The sequence below is a fragment of the Egbenema bharatensis FJBBOT/2019 genome (assembly GCF_048077055.1).
GTDB classification, from domain to species: Bacteria; Cyanobacteriota; Cyanobacteriia; order Elainellales; family Elainellaceae; genus Egbenema; species Egbenema bharatensis.
Map to the genome: position 1 here is coordinate 4,789,572 of NZ_CP182236.1, position 19,082 is coordinate 4,808,653.

11 protein-coding genes are annotated in these 19,082 nt (G+C 51.0%); 1 reads left to right on the top strand and 10 read right to left on the bottom strand.

Going from position 1 to position 19,082, the window contains the following annotated elements; genetic code table 11:
- Positions 1–44: 44 nt before the first annotated feature.
- The 5 genes from codA to ACM1PF_RS22135 all read right to left on the bottom strand — a co-directional run bounded on the left by codA (position 45) and on the right by ACM1PF_RS22135 (position 11,489).
- On the bottom strand, positions 45–1,310 hold the full coding sequence (gene codA, locus ACM1PF_RS22115) for a cytosine deaminase (RefSeq protein WP_416666954.1): 1,266 nt from the start codon (positions 1,308–1,310) through the stop codon (positions 45–47).
- Positions 1,311–2,549: 1,239 nt separating this feature from the next.
- Positions 2,550–3,992 carry a GAF domain-containing sensor histidine kinase gene (locus ACM1PF_RS22120; protein ID WP_416666957.1) on the bottom strand — a complete coding sequence of 481 codons (1,443 nt, stop codon included), beginning with the start codon at positions 3,990–3,992 and terminating at the stop codon, positions 2,550–2,552.
- A gap of 249 nt (positions 3,993–4,241) precedes the next feature.
- Positions 4,242–4,811, bottom strand: coding sequence for a gamma-glutamylcyclotransferase family protein (locus ACM1PF_RS22125; RefSeq protein WP_416666960.1), 570 nt, complete (start codon positions 4,809–4,811; stop codon positions 4,242–4,244).
- 475 nt (positions 4,812–5,286) lie between these two features.
- Entirely contained in the window at positions 5,287–7,359 is a 2,073-nt protein-coding gene (locus tag ACM1PF_RS22130; RefSeq protein WP_416676757.1) for an FAD-dependent oxidoreductase, read from the bottom strand.
- A 512-nt stretch (positions 7,360–7,871) separates the two neighbouring features.
- Positions 7,872–11,489 carry a DUF748 domain-containing protein gene (locus tag ACM1PF_RS22135; protein WP_416666963.1) on the bottom strand — a complete coding sequence of 1,206 codons (3,618 nt, stop codon included), beginning with the start codon at positions 11,487–11,489 and terminating at the stop codon, positions 7,872–7,874.
- A 176-nt stretch (positions 11,490–11,665) separates the two neighbouring features.
- Here ACM1PF_RS22135 and ACM1PF_RS22140 point away from each other — a divergent pair, with 176 nt between their 5' ends.
- Positions 11,666–12,232 (top strand): alpha/beta hydrolase, encoded by a 567-nt coding sequence (locus tag ACM1PF_RS22140; protein ID WP_416666966.1) that lies wholly within the window; start codon positions 11,666–11,668, stop codon positions 12,230–12,232.
- Positions 12,233–12,377: 145 nt separating this feature from the next.
- Here the strand turns inward: ACM1PF_RS22140 and ACM1PF_RS22145 are convergent, their stop codons facing one another.
- The 5 genes from ACM1PF_RS22145 to ACM1PF_RS22165 form a co-directional block, all read right to left on the bottom strand.
- The gene (locus tag ACM1PF_RS22145) at positions 12,378–12,899 is read right to left on the bottom strand and encodes a PAM68 family protein (RefSeq protein ID WP_416666969.1); all 522 of its coding nucleotides are present in this window, start codon (positions 12,897–12,899) and stop codon (positions 12,378–12,380) included.
- An 8-nt stretch (positions 12,900–12,907) separates the two neighbouring features.
- A complete protein-coding gene (gene rpsO, locus ACM1PF_RS22150) occupies positions 12,908–13,177 on the bottom strand; it encodes a 30S ribosomal protein S15 (RefSeq protein ID WP_416666972.1) in 270 nt (89 codons plus the stop codon).
- A gap of 247 nt (positions 13,178–13,424) precedes the next feature.
- A complete protein-coding gene (gene uraD / locus ACM1PF_RS22155; RefSeq protein ID WP_416666974.1) occupies positions 13,425–14,087 on the bottom strand; it encodes a 2-oxo-4-hydroxy-4-carboxy-5-ureidoimidazoline decarboxylase in 663 nt (220 codons plus the stop codon).
- An 18-nt stretch (positions 14,088–14,105) separates the two neighbouring features.
- Positions 14,106–15,155 carry a diguanylate cyclase domain-containing protein gene (locus ACM1PF_RS22160; protein ID WP_416666977.1) on the bottom strand — a complete coding sequence of 350 codons (1,050 nt, stop codon included), beginning with the start codon at positions 15,153–15,155 and terminating at the stop codon, positions 14,106–14,108.
- Complete coding sequence (locus tag ACM1PF_RS22165) at positions 15,124–19,008, bottom strand: PAS domain S-box protein (RefSeq protein WP_416666981.1); 3,885 nt, start codon at positions 19,006–19,008, stop codon at positions 15,124–15,126. The genes ACM1PF_RS22160 and ACM1PF_RS22165 overlap by 32 nt, the downstream gene beginning before the upstream one ends.
- Between the last annotated feature and the right edge of the window lie 74 nt (positions 19,009–19,082).

Below are 19,082 nucleotides of genomic sequence, written 5' to 3' on the forward strand. Positions count from 1 at the left end.
GAGGAAGTCTGGGCGATCGAGTCAATCAGCCTGTAGTCTCAACGCTATTCCCCTTTCCACTGAGAAACTCCAGGTTCCGTAGAGGCCAGCAGTTTGCCCTGGGAAATAACATACCGTACGGCTGCCCGTCGGCGAATAGCATCATAGGGACTTTCAGCATCCAACACGATCAGGTTAGCTGGTTTACCAACCTCAATGCCGTACTGATCTTGAATATGTAAAGTGTTTGCACCGTTCCACGTCACCATCCGGTAGCAGGCATCAATTTCAGCCGTTCCCGTCATCTGGCAGACATGAACAGCCATATTAGCTACATCCAGCATATTGCCAGTGCCGAGGGAATACCAGGGATCCTGAATGCAGTCATGCCCCAAACTAACATTCTGTCCCAGTTGCCAGAGTTCCTTTACCCGCGTCACGCCTCGCCGCTTGGGATAGGTATCAGTGCGTCCTTGCAGGGTAATGTTGATCAGAGGATTTGCAATAAAGTTGAGGCAGGTACGCTGCAAAAATCCCATCAGCTTAAAGGCGTAGGCATTGTTGTAGGAGCCAAATGCAGTCGTGTGGCTGGCGGTCACCCGCATTCCCATATCGGCTCGAATGGCGCAAGCAGCAACCACCTCTAGAAAGCGAGACTGATCATCATCAATTTCATCACAGTGAATATCAATCAGGCGATCGTACCGCTGAGCCAGGTCGAAAATATGATGGACTGACTGCACCCCGTCTTCGCGAGTCAGTTCGTAATGGGGAATCCCACCCACGACATCTGCTCCGAGTTTCAAGGCTTCCTCCAGCAATGCAGCGTTTTGGGGACTACCGTATACACCGTCCTGGGGAAACGCGACTACTTGAACCGTGATCCAGTCCTTGACCTGATCCCGAACCTCTAGCAAGCCTTTCAGAGCGATCAGGTTTTTCTCGCTAACATCGGCATGAGTCCGTACAAACAAAACTCCCTGCATTGCTTGCTGCTTCAAAGTGGCGATCGCCCGCTGCTTTACATCTTCCAGGGTTAGATCTTGCTTGCGATCGCGCCAAATTTCGATTCCTTCAAACAAAGTTCCACTCTGATTCCAGCGAGGCTCTCCAACCGTTAATGCTGAATCCAGATGAATATGAGACTCTACAAAGGGCGGACTGACGAGCTGCCCCTTTAGCTCCAACTCTAGACGAGCCGCTTGGTTCAACTGAGGGGTAATGGCAACAATCCTGCCACCTGTGATTGCGATATCGACGATCGCAGAGGAACCAGACGGTTGGAGCAGCCTACCGTGACGTAAGGCAATATCGTACACTGGGGAAGACATAGGATAGCCGTAAAAACTGAATACCAGCTATCAGCATAGCTTCCTCCCATATACTGTTGCTGTCAGCAGCGGGACAGTGGGATTTTACCAAAGGTGCGCTGGTGAAGCTTTCAACCAACCTTTTTGGGGCTTAAGCAACTTTAAGGAACTAGCAAGTAGCTATTTGGTCAACTCACCCACCCAGAGCAGATGGCGGGCGTAGTTATATGATATGCCTGACCTAATGTATGTAGTACTAACCTAATATCTATCTATCTATCTATGAGTATTGTCATCCATCAACCTCAGGTAGGGCGATAGAGGGGAAACCAATGCGGGAGATATGCAGGCGGACTCCCTGTAAGCGTAATATCCGTGGGCTTATGTAGGCGCGACTCTATGTATGCGCGACTCTATGTATGCGCGACTCTATGTATGCGCGACTCTATGTATGCGTGCAGGTTTTATTTATGTGTACAGGTAAGTATGCGTGACTTTATGTATGCGTAACCCTTATGTATCAGTAATCTATGGGTGAGGCCTATCTACGTAATATGTAGGGTAAGTATGCGTGAGCTTACGTATGCGTCGCTTATGTATGTAAGGTATGTATGCAGGAATTATTTATGAATTAACAATCGTCAATTAAATGACGTAAGTATGAATTAACTGGGTATGAATTAACTAAGTTGAATTAACTGAACCACAGGTTGGCTAACTATGCGTGTTTAATGGAGTAGATGCGACGTTTTCAATCAACTCTATTCTTAGCTACGAACCCTGACTTCTCCTTTCCTGACAGCTCATCAAAACTTTAAATTCAGCTTCTTGAGCTAGTTTTCTCGATGATGCAATGATTCCATGAGATATCTTTGCCAGGCATCACCCATCAGTATGAACTCTTTTTTCATCAGAGAGAGTGATGGCTAACCATTCCTGGTTGTGATTTCGGGATGGTAGTGGGGTGATGAAACACCATAGGTAAAAGTGAGCTACATCACTGGATGAACAAAATCTTGATCGACGGATAGTAAGGCTGCATCAAGCTTGTCCAAAACCAGTGATTGAATCACTTTGCCCAAAAGCACTTTGCCCAAAACCGGGAGAAGTTACAGGCATTTCAGGCGATCGAGCTGGTTTAATGAATAGAAACGGGCGTGAATCTAGTAACCGTAGAGCGGGCATCTTGCCCGCACAGGCTGGAAGCCTGTACTACGAGAGTGGGTGGATTGCTGTGAGATCTCTGGATCTCTACTGGGGTCAGGAGTCATTGCCCGCTTTGTTACCAAAGTACGGCAGTTTGATCACGTATCGATATCCCTCGGATGCTGAACCCTGAACGGTAATACATCCCCCATGCAGATCCGCAAGTTGACGGCTGAGGGTAAGTCCCAACTGTTGACGAGTTGTTTCAGCTTTACTGGGAGTCACGGTGTTCGCAGAGGTTGGCAGATTGGATGGGTTCTCATGCCAATCATCATCTCCCCACCCCGATAGGGTCGATCGATCGCTGCCTCCCCCTGGGTTTGCCACTGCTAGCTGACTGAGGAGCTGATGGGCCGGAGCCTCCATATGAGGCAACCCTTCCCCTAGCCAGGGATGAGAAGTCCATACAACCAGGTTCAGGTGATTTTGTCGGCGAGAGACGTGAATTCGCACAATGCTTTCTGGGCTGGCAAGTTCCATTACGCTGAAGATCAGGTGGTAAAGCATTTGCCGAACTTTATCCTTATCCAATAACCAGATCCGAGGGCCTGGTTCTACCGTCAGCTGAATCTGTTGATTATGCCGGTGCGCTGCTTGCTTCAAAGTAGCGATGGTTTGCTGGCAAAGCATTTCAATATCGATCGGACTCAATGCCAAAGCAGTGACATTTTCATCCAGCGTGCCCAGATCCATTACTTCATTAATCAGGGAAGACAAATACTGCCCGCTATTATGAATGATGTCAATATATTCTCGCTGTTTCTCCGTTAACGAACCGTAGATTCCCTGACTGAGTACCTTGGCCATTCCCAAAATTGAAGTCAAGGGAGTACAAAGCTCCTGAGTCATTTGAGAAATTAAACGGACTTTAACTGCCGAAACCGAATTCTCTAGCTGAGTTTCAGTGGAATTGACCAGGGCAGCCGTCGAGGAAGAAGCTGGTTTTGGCAATCCCCCAGAGGGCTGTGATGACGTTTGTGTATGGGTGAGAAGCCGATTGCGCTCAAATTCACTAATACTCCAACGAGCGATGAGCTGGAGCATCTCAGCTTCTTTATCAGTAAAGTCACGGGGAGTTAAACCCATGACGGACAGTGTGCCCAGGCATTGTCCATTCGAGGCAGTTAGCGGCACCCCCAGATAGGAGCGAATACCATACCGTTGCACCAGTAAGCTATGGGCAAAGGCAGCGTCAGCCATTGCATCAGGAATCATCAATACCTGTTGACTATCTATCACATAAGTACAAAATGACTCGTGGTGAGGTAGCTGACGGGATGAAGCTAGATCATTCATTAAGCCAATGCGGGACAAACCTACGGCAGATTTGAACCAGAGCCGATCGGCATCCAGCAATCCTAGAATACAGATCCGCGCATCCAAGACATGGGCTGCGGTTTGAGTTGCTTCATCAAAAATTGGGACGCTTTCAGGTTCGAGTAACCCTAGCTCTCGTAATGTAGATAGACGGCGCTGTTCATACGTTGAACCAGGCATTTGATCAAGGCGACAAAACAATCTCGCTTCAGGGCTTATCATTCCAACCCCTTCCATTCCCTAAATTAGGCTTCAAAACGGACGAATGCTATGGACATTCATTACACTCCAGAATGCCCGTCCGATCTGTTTAGCAAACAAAAAATTGTTTAAGACGTTAAACTTCAGCATTTTCATGGCTGCTGAAGAGAGGTGAATTTAAGTTATTCTCCGTAAAATTACGGAATAATATCCTCTTTATTTGTGCTGTTAAGCCGATCGCCACTGGGGAAGTTGTTCATAGTCAGCCTGCTGAAGCTGATGCATATGGTGAAATAACTGCCAGCAGTACTGTTCGGGTAAACCACAGGTTACGGCTCCCCGCAGGACGACATTAAAGTACCAATCGTTGGGGGCGTGTTCTTCAGTCAGCTTTTCAATCACAGTGTAGGTACGAACGTTCGTGTAGGGTTGTCCATTGCACCCGACCGTAATGATCTCGTGGCAATAGCCTTCTTCGCGTTCATCGAGGCGATCGCTTAAACGTAGCGGTAAGCGATACAAAACACCTTCGACCGTTGCCGTAGGATCTTTGACAATATCTAATACACCGCAATTTCGTAGCCGAGATTTGCGGAAAAACCCTAACCGATAGCCCTGGAGGGTGGCTGGGCCAATCACGTAGGAGTGGGTGCGTTCTCCCAAAGATCGTTTCAGATCCACCGGACACATGCAGGAGCCGTAAGCAAAGTAGTAGAAGCACGGTTCAGGTTGATGAAGTTCGTCAAGATCGATCGGTTCTACTAATGTCCTGGTTGAAGGCTTTGCGGGTAAAGTCATGGCTCCATCAAGTTTTGGCGAAGGTGAACGCGATATTCTCATGAATAAACTTTGCAAGCACCATACCAGGTTAAATCAGGGTATTTCTGTGAATGGCATGGTCACTTTGCCACGGTTAACCTCAGTTGAGGTTATTTGAATGAGTGTATTCTAGCAGACTTCCTTTAATATACTCGCTTATTCCGAGGGGGAAGCCGTAGATTTAATCTTTCCTTTGCCTATGGGTTGAATGCCTATGGGTTGAATCTTGCCTGTAGATTGCCTGTAGATTGGAGTTTGACGACGGGGTGTAGCCCATTGCTGTGCCGATCGCACTTTGAGGACTGTGCGATCGGTGGTTCAACAACTAGAGCATCGGTACAGTATTTCTAGAGGCAGGTTGGAAGCCTGGGCTACGGGAAATTTTCCGTTCAGATCTTCAACCCGTTCAGACCTTTAACTCGTCCAGATCAACCCGCATCGCCCCATCTGAGAGTTACCAGACGCGCCAGTCTTCCCAGTCCAAATTAAAGATCGAGGTATCTGGGAATGCCGTGGGGTTGCCGTTCCCCTCTAGCTGCTGTTGCAGTTGGAAGAGCAGTGGTTCGGGATTGGGTAAGTCATCCACCAACTCATAAGGTAAAACTCCCTGGGTCAGGGCAAAGGAAGCTGTGGTTCCCGCTGCCGCTCCTGCTGACCATTCAAAGGAATGCACCCGATAGGCCGCTGCTGCAATAAAGCTCGTGGCAATACTCTTACCCGCCACCAGCATATTGTCCACCCGTTGGGGAATCATGGCTCGCAGGGGAATTTGAGCCGGATAGGCCTGACCGTGGGAGCGACGCACACCTTCCCGTTCTGTATTGCCCGGTGCTTCTGGGGGATAGAAGGACATACAGGGATGAAAGTCGATCGCATACTGGGCAATGCCCACGGCATCGGGATAGATCGTCGATCGGGTGCGGCGAGAGATTTGATCTGGTGGTGTTCCCTGACGAATCACGCTAGCCGCTTCTAACCCCGCCAGAGCCACCCAAAGCTGCCGGAACATGGCAGGAGGGAGGGTTTCTTCGTAGAAGGGATCGCGGTAATCAACGCGAGAAATATCCAGCTCGGAAACGGTGAAACCATCAGCATAACCGTAGGCGGGACGACCAATGATCCGTCGGCCTTCCCGGATGTAGGGATGCTTGGATAAACCGTGTTCCGTACCCATCGGGGCATCAAAACCGCTCAAGAAGCGATGATCGGGAGCCGGTTCCTTCACCTCATCATCTAACTGAGAGTCGGTCGTCCCTTTCACCAGCCAGTAGTAGTAGGCCAGGGCATTTTCTTCCCCACGCCGCAGGGTTTCCGTCCGCAGTCCACCCAGCCAGCCCCCCGGTTCCAATTGTCCCAATGCTTCGAGCTGCTCGTGGGTGTAGATCAAATTATCCCGCGAGGTGCCTGGACGATAATCATTACCCCAGGTCCAGTTCTGCATGGAAATATCGCCTGGTTTGGGAGCCGATACGCCAAAGACGCGCTGCTCCGATCGCGGATCTGGACTGGAGATCCGGCGGTAGGTGAAGACGAAATCGAAATAATTGATATCCCCCCGATCCTGCTCATAGCTGAAGTAGGGTTCATACTGTGGGTAGAATTCCGGCATCTCCTGGGGTTGGGGTTCCTCGGTGCGCTCCATCGCAAAGGTATAGGTGAACCCCTGAGTGCAGTAAGGGTCAGCCGTTTCCGTCGGCGAAGAGGGATTGAGGTGGGAGCGGGGATCCAGCCCTAACCGATAGGGCACATCCGCCAGGGCAATCAGTTCGCCGGTTTCCGTTGCATCAACCACAAACCAGAGGGAATTCCAGTCTTCCTGGCTGAGCATAGCCGATTGGGGTTCGGTGGGCGTATCCTGACGACGCGATCGCCTGCCTCGCCTTTCCTCCTGAGGTTCTCTCACCTTCGGCACAAACTGAATAATTTGCTTGGTGAAGCGAGCGGAATCTTCGTAGCGGTAGGCATCTTCGATCGTTTCGGAGAGGGGATAGGTATTGAGGGGGGATGCGCTAGGGGCGGGGGTATGTTGAATCCCGATCACCGTTTCAATCATGGAACCATCAGCATTGAGTTCCAGATCTTTTACCACAGTGGAAGGAAACCATCTCAGTTCGCCTCTGCCCTGCCGCGCCGCATCCTCCAGCATTTCCGTCAGAATCTCATGGGCGTTGTAGGGCATGAAGCAGGACACGCTGACCCAGCAGTCTCCCGGATTCAATCGTCCATAGCGTTGCTCAATCCGCTCTCGCAGTTGGTTGTATCCCTGGGAGTAAAACAGCAGGGCCCGTTGCCGTTGGGCTTCATCCAGGGCAGAGGTTCCCTGGGAGGAAATTTGTCCCCCCACCCAGTCGGTCAGTTCTGTCATGCAAACGGTGCGTCCGGTCAACAGCGACTCGTAGGCCGTAGCAGTTCCAGCCAGTCCTCCACCGACAATCAGAATTTCACAATCCACCGTTTCATCGGGGGTTCTGGGCAAGCGGGAGAGCAGATCAGAGCCTTCAGTCGTCTGGGCTTGAGCCGTTTGCATCTGAGCCAGGGCGATCGAAGTCGGCAACGTTTCCGGTAGTCCTGTGAAAACTGTACCGAGGAGTAGAGCCATCAAAGGGCGATATATGCGTCGAGTCATCGTGATCTATAGGTCCAACAAGAGATGTCCAACAAGAGATGTCCAACAAGAGATGTTCAACAAGAGATGTTCAACAAAAAAGTTCAACAAACGCTAAATCAATAGTCAACAAACACAAAATCCAGCAAACATTAACAAACAGCTCATCCCATACATCTTCAACTGGATGAATCTTCAACGATTGATTTCACCCCCTGTCGGTGGTGGGATTGCCAATCGAGCCATTTGTCTGGTGAACAATGCCTGAAAAAGGACTATAACATTCCTTTGAGCGGGTGTATCCCCATTCATTTTGCATTTATAGGTCATCTATCGGGCAGGCAAGATGGCTGCGCTACAAATTTAAAGATGGCTGCGCTACGGAAATTCATCAATTTGCATCTTCGATCGCTGGCAGACAAGCCGATCGTCGTTCAATCGATCACCGTCCAATCCTGCAATCGAAATTGATGGTTACGATAGCTAAAATCAATCTGCAAATTTTTAATTTCTCGCTGATTCAGGTGAACATTTAAAACGGCGATCGTGCCATTGATATCGGGATTAAGGACATCACCAGCCAGGGTAAAAGTTCCCTCCGCAAAACCTGTCAGTGGAATGGGAAGATTCAACCAGTGACCGACGAGAGCAACTGGAATCGCTTTTACCTGGAGTTCTCCGGTTTGCCCCTGTCCGACTTGCCCGGAGAAGCTGAGACGAGTTCCATACTGTCGGGGCGGGCGATCGAGGGGTTGATGCACCAGTCCCTGTAGCAGGGCGGAGGAGAAGGAGAGGCTCGTCCCGTCAAACCGTCCATCGGCAATGTGGATCTGGCGAACTCGATAATCTTGCCAAGTCCAATCTTCGCCTTGCAGGTTGAAAGCGATAGATAGTCCGGTTTGGGGGGAATGGTGCAGGGCAATGTGGGTGGCAAAATTTCCCTGTTGCGGTAGGAGGGTGCGGAGATTGACGGCAGGGGAGGACGGCAGGGAGAAAGGTAGAGCCGGAGTCGGTGGAAGAGTCGGTGGTTCCAGCGGGGAAGTGGGCAGAGAATCGGGCAGGGCAGCGGGCAGAGCAGCGAGGAGGGGTTCCCAGGTGGTTTCTGGAAGGCGGGACTGGAGTTCTTCGAGGTTGCCAGAGGTGGTCGAAAGCTGGGCGGTGAACTGCGGTGCAGCGATCGGATCAACTGGAAGCTGAAGCTGGCTGGTGAGATGGTATTCGCCAGTTCCCAGATGGAGGGTGCCTGCCGTTAGGGCAAGGGTGCGATCGCCATACTGCACCGTTCCAACAAAGCGATCGGAATTTGGGGGGGAATTGGTATCGGCATCAGTGCCAGAACCGCGATTCCCAGGGGCATCGGTATCGGACTCCAAACTGGCATAGACAGCTCCAATCGCCGGACGATCGATGATGATTTCCCCTGCTACACGGGGATCGGTCGCATCGGTTAAGTTCAGGGCAAACTGTCCCGATAGGTTGCCGCTAACGGTTCCGAATGCCTCGAAGGGGGAAAGGTTGAGGGTTTCCAGGGGAAAATCTTTCAGCGTTGCGAGCAGGTGATGGGGCTGGGGGAAGGTGGCAGGAGCCGGAATGACCTGAGCGATCGCCTGATCAATCTGCACCGTCAGCATTGCCAACCGTTGCTGATCGTCCAGTACCAGGGCAATGCGATCGCGGTTTCCGGCCAGATCCAGGGAAAGTTGGCGATCGGGCGTGAGGGTGAGAGGGCCGCGCAGATCGGGGTCGAGGGCAAAGTGGTTCAGGGCAAAATTCTGTAGATGCAGCGTTCCATCCAACTGCGGCTGGGTCGGTGTTCCAGTAATGCGTCCCTGAAAGTTCGCTATCCCCTGGATGGGAAGCGGCAAATCGGGCAGGGGTAGGGTTTCCAGGTCATAGTCGTCCAGGTGCAGATGCAAATCGACTGCGGTGATTTGGGGCGATCGATCGGCAAAGTCAGAGGATACCCACCCCCTTGCTTCTAAACCCGCCATTGAAAGCTGCTGAATATGGAGCTTACCGGCATCCCAGCGAAAGGCTGTAGCCAATGGTTGATTCAAGATGGCTATCTCTGAGGAAATGCCCTGCAAAAGCTGAAGCTGACCTGCGGCCTGAATGGTTTCAGGACTCCAATGGGTTAAGGAACCCGCTAGATTCACCTCTCCCGTTAACAAGCCTGAGTAGGCAGGAGATAGGTTGGCCATGTCCCAATCATCACTTTGAATCAAGGCTTGCCATTGGCCCTGATGCAGTTGCCCTGCCGCCTGAATCATGCCTGCATCGGATTGAATTTGGGCCTGAACCGTCCCCTGAGCCGTTTCGATGGGGCGATCGACCGATCCCGTCAGATTTAATTTGCCTGCAACCTGATGCTGATCCATCCCAGCCTGAACCAGGACGATCGGCTGACTTTCAGCAGTAAGCTGCCAGCGTCCCTGGTCTGTCTCTTCCCTGGCGTTCCGCATCTCTGAATGGGGCTGGCTGGGCAATTCTCGAAACCGCAGCGTTCCCCCATCCAGGGCAAAGGTTCCCTGGGCAGGAAAGCTGCCCTGACTCAGATGCCAATTGCCTTGCAGATAGGGAATCTCATTAAAGACTTGAATCTGGGATTGGGCGTTGATTGTGCCGATCGCTGCTGGAAGAGGAATATCGTAGAGTTGGGCAATTTGATCCCCCGATAAATCCCGCACTTCAACGGACAGATCCACATCATCTGGTTCTCCCTTTGCGGCTTTCCCAACCCTGACTTCCCCCTGAGCGACCACCTGCCCACCCAGAGTTGGGCTGAACTGGAGTTCGTGAAAGGTGAGATGTCTGGTACGGGTGTCAAAGGTCAATTGGCCTTGAAAGGCAGATTGGAGGCGATCGGTTTGAATCAGTTGATGGTGATGGGCGGCACCTGAAAAAACGGCGGACTTGAGTGTTCCGGTGATTTGCAAATCGTCTGCCCGAATGCTGCCCCCTACGGTAAACGGTACAGCCAGCTTGAAGGTTTGCAGAATCTCAGCCACGCCCGCCTCAGCCACCTGGGCCCGCAGGTCTAACCCCGTTTGGGAATCGATTGTACCCGTAACCTGGGCGATCGGAATTTGGCCGTAGATAAGGTTGGCGGATTGAACGGTGATCTGCTGGCCCTGGAATTGCACCCGACCATTCACCTGGGTCAACAGATTCGGTTCTCTGCGCACCTGGGCTGCCAGTTGATCGACCCTGGCCGTCCCCCAGAGGGAAGGAAGCTGATCGGGCTGAATCTGGATCTGCATACGGCTGCTGAACGTCCCGGCATCCAGGCGAGCAGAGGGAGGCAGGAGAGGATTGAGGGCCGTGGCCGCTAATTGGTGGCAACGCACCTGGGCGATCGCCGTTTGTTGATTGAGATTGGCTTTCCCGCGAATGCTAAATCGTCCCCCTGCTTCAGCCTGCCCCCTCAAGGCAAACTGGATTGGGGATTCCCGATCGGGCAGAGTTGCCTTTAGATTAACCCACTGGAAAATGACCCGTCGAGGCGCAACTGGAATCCCCTGAGCTTCTGGATTCTGCACCAACGATCGCATCGGTTTCGATCGCGGCATCAATTCCACCGTGGCGTTCCGCAGCCGAACTCGCTCTATTTCGACAAGTTCCTCATCTGACCGGGTCATCCTGGTGTTTAGCCATTGCCCAGCTTCATCCTGCTCTAAAAAAATTGTTGGTTGAATCAGCGTAACGGTGAGCTTTACCTGGCGTTGAGACAGCAATTTCCAGAGATTGAGCTGCATCTCAATGGCTTCAACCTGCATCTGATTGCGATCGATGCCGGTCGGAGGAATAGCAGAGGCTCCTAACCGAATTCCTGTGGGCGAGATGCGCTCAACTGAACCAAGCTGGACTGGGCGATCGATGGCTTGACTGAGCAGATGGGACAGCCTGGGAGTTAGATTTTCCTGGGTATAGACTACGCCCCAGTTAACGCCTGTGACCCCACACAGCAGCACCGATCCACTAAAAACACTGAAAAATAAACCCGTGCGCGATAAGATAAAACGCCAGGGTTTGATTTCGTGGGTTAATTTCATTGAACGATCGCCCCGGTTGTTCTCTGTTGAGTTGAACTGTTCGCTCAGTCTCTAGCCCGTCTAGCGATTCTAAAGTAGGGATAAAAATTAGGCAGCCGTTCTTGATGTTTCTTGATGATGCGCTGGAGGGTGCGCGGCTCAATTAATCCAGGCTTAGTTAATCCAGGATAAATCGAATGAATGGGAACCGTGTGAGTAGATTATTGTCCCGATCGAATCGTATCTTTACTGCCCTTGGTAGCACAATCCTTCTCTGCTTGGCAAGCCTGATCGCTTCACCTGACCCAGCCCATGCTGCCGATGAACTCATTCTCACCTATGGCGTTCTCCAGGCTTCGATCGATGTGGCCGATCTGGAAAGGCTGGCTCAAACGGGGGAAGTGGCCAGGGGGCTGAATTTTTACTTAAACTTTGTCAATTTGGATCCTGAGGTTCTGCGCCTGATCCTGACGACTGAGTTCACGGTTGATCCGATGCTGCTGGATAGTCTGTTCAATTCTGAGGGCGGTGAGTATCTGCTGTCAGAAATGACCCAGGTGATTCATACGCCTTCTCAGCAGGCAAATATTCAGGCGTTGCGATCGGCGATCGTTCTCACATCCCAGAGCCATCAGACAGTGACGCTGTTGGGGATACTACAAAATTACCCAACCCAGCAAGTCTACATTAACGGAGTGAATTTGCTCCGACTGGCGCGTGAGTTGGGGGTAGAAAGACTGACGAGGGAAGTCAGGGATGAGTGACGCTGTTCCCCAATTTACCAGGCCTGGGTTCGTAGAATTGGAGAACCGAGGCGATCGGGGTCGATCGAGCCAATAAAAACAAAAAACAAGTGGGCGGACAAGATGCCCACCCCACAAGAATTTCAGCTTGTTGAATTTGCCTGTCTCAGGATTTCTTTGCTGCGTCTCGCTGTTCCTGACGTGATGACTTCCACGCTCCCGTCATCCGCCCCAGGTTCGTCGTAAATTCTGACCAACCCAGACTACCCCCAGCCTCTTCATCCCAGGATGCAGATATGGCTCCATAGCTTAAACCCAGCACCCCCAACCCAAAGAATCCCAGGCTTACAAGCAAGACTGCATAGGTTGGGAGGTCGTAGATTCCCCTGGAGACAATGAAGTAGCTGACGATGAAGGTGGACATACCCAAAGCAGTGGGGATACCTGAAAATACGGCCATCCGCTTGACCATCCGCCGACTGACGGAGTCTGGAATCCCGGCAGAGACAGGGGTACGAGTACGCGCTGATTTTTCTGCTTTGTTCGGGGCAGCTTCAGGGGTCTTCTTCGCCTTTGTGCTTGCTTTTTTCTCTACCTGCTTTCGGCTTTTCGCAGGTTCAAAGGGCAATGCTTCTCGCGCTGACGAGTCTTGAGCAGACGAATGATCGCGTTGTGGCTTGGAAGACATGGCAGTTTCTAACCCCGAATACCCAAACGGCTGATTAAGGCACGATAGCGTTCCTGATCTTGCTTCTGAATGTAAGCCAGTAACCGCTTACGCTGTCCGATCATTTTCAACAGTCCTCGACGGGAGGAGTGATCTTTTTTGTTCTGTTGCAGGTGAGAACTCAGACGGCTGATGCGCTCTGTCAACATCGCCACCTGAACATCTGCCGATCCGGTATCAGTTTCGTGGATCTGATACTCCGAGATAATCTCTTGCTTACGCTCCTGAATTAGTGCCATGAATAGGGATTCTATCTGATACAAGTGCAGTCAACCATCATATCATAACTGGACTGGGAGATGGATAGGTAGTTCTGGTGTTCTGATGGGTGATATTTGTGCGTCCCTAATTGTGTGCCCCTATTGTGTGCCCCTGGAGGTATGCGGAAAAATAGCGTACCCGGAACGTACCCGGTAGGGGCGCACGGCCGCGCGCCCCTACAACAGATTTCTGCCAAGGTTGGGATGCCATTTTATTGCAGATCTCCTACCGGAGCCGTTCTTCAACGAGATTCATCAGGCGAAAGTAAGCGATCTGGTTAATTTCATCTAGAGCCTGGTTTTTTTCAGCATCTACTGCATTTTTTAAGCGTCGATCGAATGCTTCCAGAATACTGGCTTTGGTATGGTTCTTTACTGCCACGATGAACGGAAAGCTGAATTTATTTTTGTATGCCTGATTCAAGCTTTGAAAGCGATCGAATTCCTCTGGAGTGAGTCGATCCAGTCCTACCCCAGACTGCTCCTGCACTGAGGCCTCTGCCATTTTTGTTTTACTGCCCAAATCGGGGTGGGCTCGAATTAAGTCCAAGGTTTCATCAGGACTCATTTGCTGCACGATCGCCACCATCGATTGATGTAAATGATGGACATCCTGAAAAGGGCGTTGGGTCCAGGCTTGAGTTGCGATTGAGGGGGTATGTTCGTAAACCGCTCCAAGTACCTCGGTGAAGGTATCCTGGCTCATTTGGTTTAGCTCTGCGATCGTGTAGTAGGTCATAGGCGTGAATGAAGGCGTATCGTTGGCCCGATGGGATGCACCAGGATCAACCAGCGAGGAACTTTTTGGCAGCGATCGATCGGACAGCTTGCAGGATCGGGCTGAGGATCTGGCTCTATCAGTGCCATGCTTCAGGGAAGGCAGACTCAATTATAAACGTAGACTCAATCATACCGGTGCAGCGTAGAGAACAACCTGATTGCGTCCATGCTGTTTGGCTTGATAGAGAGCTGTATCGGTGGCAATAATCAAGTCTTGGCAGGAGGCAGTTTGGGAGGGTATCAAGCAAGCAACTCCGGCACTCAAGGTAATGTGATCGGCGATGGTGGAACCTGCATGGGGAATCTTCAAGGTGGCAACGGTAGAGCGGATTTCCTCTATGATCGCCACTGCCCCCACCTGATCCGTATTCGGTAAGATAATGGCAAACTCTTCCCCACCGTAGCGAGCGACTTGATCGGCTGGATGCTTGATACAACTGGAAATTGCCTGGGCCACCTGCTGCAAGCACGTATCGCCAGTGGGATGCCCGTAGCAATCGTTGTATTGTTTGAAGTAATCAATATCGCAAAGGATCAGGGATAGCGGTTGATGATCTTGCTTGAGGCGGCACCATTCCTGATTCAGGGTTTCATCGAAGCATCGCCGGTTTGCCAGTTGGGTCAGGCTATCCGTATTAGCCATACGCTGTAACTCCAGGTTGACCTGCTGAAGTTTGAGTTCCGCCTGTTCGCGCTGAAGGATCTCTTGGCGCAGTTGACAATTCTGGATGGCAAGCTGCTGTTGTTGCTGTAAAAGCTGTTGCTGTTGCCGCAGGATGGTGATTTGATGGCGCACCCGAGCCGATAATTCTTCCATCTGAAAGGGCTTTGTCACATAATCGGCTCCTCCCACCGCAAAGGCCTGCACCTTATCGCCCGTATCATCTGAAGCACTCAGGAAAATGACTGGAATTGTGCGCGTTGTCGGGTTTGCTTTGAGGCGTGTGCAAACCTCGTAACCACTCATATCCGGCATTCGCACATCTAGAAGCACTAAATCTGGTGGGGCAATTTGAATCGTTTCCAGTGCCATCTCACCGCTTGTGGCTTTTCTGACGTGATAGCCCAGTTCCTCCAGCAGCAGGGCCAACGATCGCACGTTGTCAAGATGATCATCTACAACCAGCAGCGTCGCGTGATTCACGTCACAGTGGATTGGATTGGTTGTTGATAACATCTGTCTGAGTATGACCATCTGTAGCCCCTGACATGGTTAGACTGACAATGGATTTGAAACAGTAGGTTTGCGCCAGTTGGCGTAATCCCTGAATTAAGGATTCCTGGCTAGCCGGAACTTGCTGAACTAAATGCTCTATCCGACTGTCATCGCACAATTGGGCAGCGTCGCGGAGGGCAGTAATCCAATCAGGGGGCATGACAAGCAAATCAGTAGGATGCAGCGTGATAGCAAGACTGGGGCATATTCCGTCTATTTCACCCATTTGCTCTCCAGCATATAGGTATTTTAGCCCCAAGTGCTCCGCCATTTTGCTGAATAAAATTTCTGTTTGAATTGGCTTACCAAGGTAATCATTACAGCCTACAGCAAGGGCGAGGGTGCGATCGTGGCTGGAGGCTTGTGCCGTTAGCGCAATGATAATCGGGAACTGTTCCTGCGAGGTAGCCCGAATTTTTCGAGCCGTTTCATACCCATCGACGAGAGGCAACCGTAGATCCATGTAAATCAGGTGAGGTTGCCATTGTTGCCATTGCGCAATTGCTTCCTGCCCATTAGCGGCTTCTCGGACTTCCAATCCCAACGGCGCAAAGAGGCTAACCAGTAGTTGGCGGTTTTCTACCTGATCATCAACAATGAGAATTCGATAGAGGGGTTGGTTTGGAGCCAGACTGATCACCTGCGGCCGGGGCAAAACCATAGATACATCTGTCGATCGCGCTGGACGAACGGGAAGGGTGAAGCTAAAGGTGCTGCCCTGCCCCAACGTACTCTGAACCATCAGATCGCCCCCTAGCATTTGGACAAATTTGCGGCTGATGGTCAGTCCTAAGCCTGTGCCCTCCGGCAAACTCTTGCCGGCTTGCGTCTGGACGAAGGCATGAAAAATACTTTCAATCTCAGAAGGAGCAATGCCAATCCCCGTGTCGCTGACGACAAATCGTAGGGGAGTTGACGCGGACGATGATTCTTCATGCCTTTCCCTTTGCTGTCCTGCTGGTTCATCTGATTCCACCGTCACTCGTAGGGTGATCTGCCCCTGACGGGTGAACTTGATCGCATTGCCCAGCAGGTTAATTAGAATTTGCCGCAGCTTATTAGCATCGATCGTGACGTATTGCGGTAAATTCGAGTCCAATTCCAGGTGCAGTTGTAACCCTTTAGACGCTGCACGGTGATGGAACATTTGTCTGAGCGATCGAAGTAGATCGATCAGGTCAATCGTGTTTTCATCTACGGTCAAATGCCCAGCTTCAATTTTGGACAAATCTAAAACGTCGTTGATTAAACTCAGCAAATGATCGCCACTGCGTTGGATAATGCGCAGGTTTTCCTGCTGTTCTGGGGTCAGTCGTCGATCGCGGTACATCAACTGGGTAAAGCCCAAAATGATATTGAGCGGCGTTCGGAGTTCATGACTCATATTTGTGAGAAAAACGCTTTTGGCCCGGTTGGCGGCCTCCGCTGCTTCTTTGGCTTGCTGTAGGGCTTGTTCAGCGAGTTTAAGGCTTGTGACATCGGTGGTGGCTCCAGCAATGCCCATAATGTTTCCATCGGCATCAATCAGGGGATTAATCACGGTTTGATACCAGCGCACTTCACCATTGGCAGAGGAGATGGACTCGGCAAGGCTAGTATGCGGTTGTCGGGTTCGCATGACCTGCTGGTTGATGGCTAAAAGCCCTTCCAGTTGTTGAGTAGTGAAATTGGGATTAAAGTCCGTTTCGCGCTTGCCGATCATGGCTTCTACGGTGGTTCCGTGCATCATGGCCCCAGCCCGGTTCACCGTCACAATTCTTCCCTCTCGGTCTTTGACAAAGATGATATTGGGCACTACCTCCATGACCTGGCGCAGGAATACTTGCTGGGTTTCCAGTTCAACCTCTGCCCGTTGTTGCTCTCGCAGGGCTGCCTGTCGATCGCTAATATCGCTAAAAGTACAAACCACTTGCTGAACCTGGCCCGTTTGATCCAACCGAGGTTTGGCATCAACCAGTAGCCAGACGCGATCGTTCTGCTGGGGCCGATGAACGCCCATAATGATATTGCAGATGGGTTGACCGGTAACGATCGCCTGTACGGAAGGATAGTCCTGGGCAAGAAAAGGTGTGCTATCTTCACGGATGACATCCCAGGTTGGATCAAATAACGTTTTGCCCTCGAATTGCGATTCTGTCAGTCCCAATAATTCCAAAGCTTTGGCATTACCATGCAAAAATTCAGCCTGATGATTCAGCACAATGATCCCAACCTGTAAATCTTCGATCAGGGTTCGGAAGCGGGTTTCACTGTCTCGCAGGGCTTGCTCCATGCGTTTGCGTACGGTAATGTCCTGAACCTGGGCAATAAAGTCCAGGGGTTCATCGTGACTGTTGCGAACCAGGGAAACGTTGATCAAGACCCAAACGAGATGCCCCTGCTTGTGGAAATAACGTTTTTCCATCTGGTACGACCGAATCTTACCCGACAACAATTCATCGATATAGGCCAGATCGGTTTGCAAGTCACCGGGATGGGAGAGTTCCTGAAACGTGAGTTGGGTTAGCTCCGCTTCACTGTAGCCAACAATGGTGCAGAACGCGGGATTCACCTTGAGCCAGCGTCCGCCTAAATTATTCAGAGCCATGCCGATTGCCGAATCATCAAAGGCTCTACGAAATCTTTCCTCGCTCTCTTGCAGGGCAGCGGTGGTCTGCTTTAATCGAGTAATGTCGGTGGCCACTCCAAAAAGATAGCGGGTTTGACCATCAACGGACACAAAGGGCTTACGGCTAATTTGAAAGTGCTGAACCTTTCCTGCTAAGTCGGTGAAGCTTTCTTCCTGATGCAACAAAGGCTGGAGGGTTTCCATGATCTGGCGATCGATCTGTAAATGTCGCTCAGTCTCAGTTGTACTGACGCTAAAATCAGCTTCTGTTTTACCAATCAGGTTCTCAACGGTGGTGTTGTAGGCTTCGGCCAGGGCTTGATTGGCTAACGTAAATCGACCGTTCCAATCTTTGACAGAAATCAGGTTTGGGTTAATGTCAATCACCTGGCGCAAAACGTGCTGCTGTTCTTGCAGAGCGGCTTCAACTTGTTGGCGATCGGAAATGTCACGCAGGAATACAGTCAGGATTTGCTCTCCTGCAACTTCTAACCTGGAAATGGAAGCCTCCGCCGGAAACTCAGTCCCATTTTTACGACGACCGAAAATCTGACTGCGATCGCCCATGTGTCGCGTCTTTCCCTCCTGCAAACCAAAATTTTTGACATACACAGGATGAAGAGTGGTAAATTGCTGGGGCAATAAAAGACTCAACGGTTGGCCGATCGCTTCGTCTGCTGTATATCCGAATATTTGTTCAGCCGATCGATTAAACAATGTAATGTGTTGATCTGCATCAATTGAAACAATGGCATCACTGGCAATATCAAGAATTCCCGCAAAGCGAGTGTGAGCCAGTTTTAACTCTTCGTTGAGCTGTTGTAGTGTGTCAGGGCTGGGAAGTAGCAGAGCCTGGGGAATTAACAGCAAAAGTTCCAGGGCTGTGAACACGGAAACTAAAGCAGTGAACGCCTTGACCCCGCCAGAGATCCAGTAGTCTGGATGCCAGAGTGTCCAGACCTCCAGAATGTGCGTTGTTCCACAGGAGATAATGAATGCGCCAAACAGCAAAAATATCCACTTGAACGGCAGGTCTTTGCGCTGACAAACGAAGTAGAATAACGCGATCGAGATGGAATAGTAGGCAAGGGCAGTCAGAACATCAGCGGTGATATGCAGCCCAACTAATCCCGTTTTCCAAAGGTAGCAATGTCCATGAGGCATGAAGGAAGCCAGTCCAAAGATGACTTTGAAGGAATGTAGCATAGCATCGAGATGCTCCGGGGATGGGACAGCAGGGGGGCAAGCTTCAGTGTTCCCACTCTGGATGTTCATTTAGC

Excerpts from the sequence above, each read along its gene's own strand:
- codA (WP_416666954.1), bottom strand. The coding sequence starts at position 1,310 with ATGTCTTCCCCAGTGTACGATATTGCCTTACGTCACGGTAGGCTGCTC.
- ACM1PF_RS22120 (WP_416666957.1), bottom strand. The coding sequence starts at position 3,992 with ATGCCTGGTTCAACGTATGAACAGCGCCGTCTATCTACATTACGAGAG.
- ACM1PF_RS22125 (WP_416666960.1), bottom strand. The coding sequence starts at position 4,811 with ATGACTTTACCCGCAAAGCCTTCAACCAGGACATTAGTAGAACCGATC.
- ACM1PF_RS22130 (WP_416676757.1), bottom strand. The coding sequence starts at position 7,359 with ATGCAAACGGCTCAAGCCCAGACGACTGAAGGCTCTGATCTGCTCTCC.
- ACM1PF_RS22135 (WP_416666963.1), bottom strand. The coding sequence starts at position 11,489 with ATGAAATTAACCCACGAAATCAAACCCTGGCGTTTTATCTTATCGCGC.
- ACM1PF_RS22140 (WP_416666966.1), top strand. The coding sequence starts at position 11,666 with ATGAATGGGAACCGTGTGAGTAGATTATTGTCCCGATCGAATCGTATC.
- ACM1PF_RS22145 (WP_416666969.1), bottom strand. The coding sequence starts at position 12,899 with ATGTCTTCCAAGCCACAACGCGATCATTCGTCTGCTCAAGACTCGTCA.
- rpsO (WP_416666972.1), bottom strand. The coding sequence starts at position 13,177 with ATGGCACTAATTCAGGAGCGTAAGCAAGAGATTATCTCGGAGTATCAG.
- ACM1PF_RS22160 (WP_416666977.1), bottom strand. The coding sequence starts at position 15,155 with ATGTTATCAACAACCAATCCAATCCACTGTGACGTGAATCACGCGACG.
- ACM1PF_RS22165 (WP_416666981.1), bottom strand. The coding sequence starts at position 19,008 with ATGCTACATTCCTTCAAAGTCATCTTTGGACTGGCTTCCTTCATGCCT.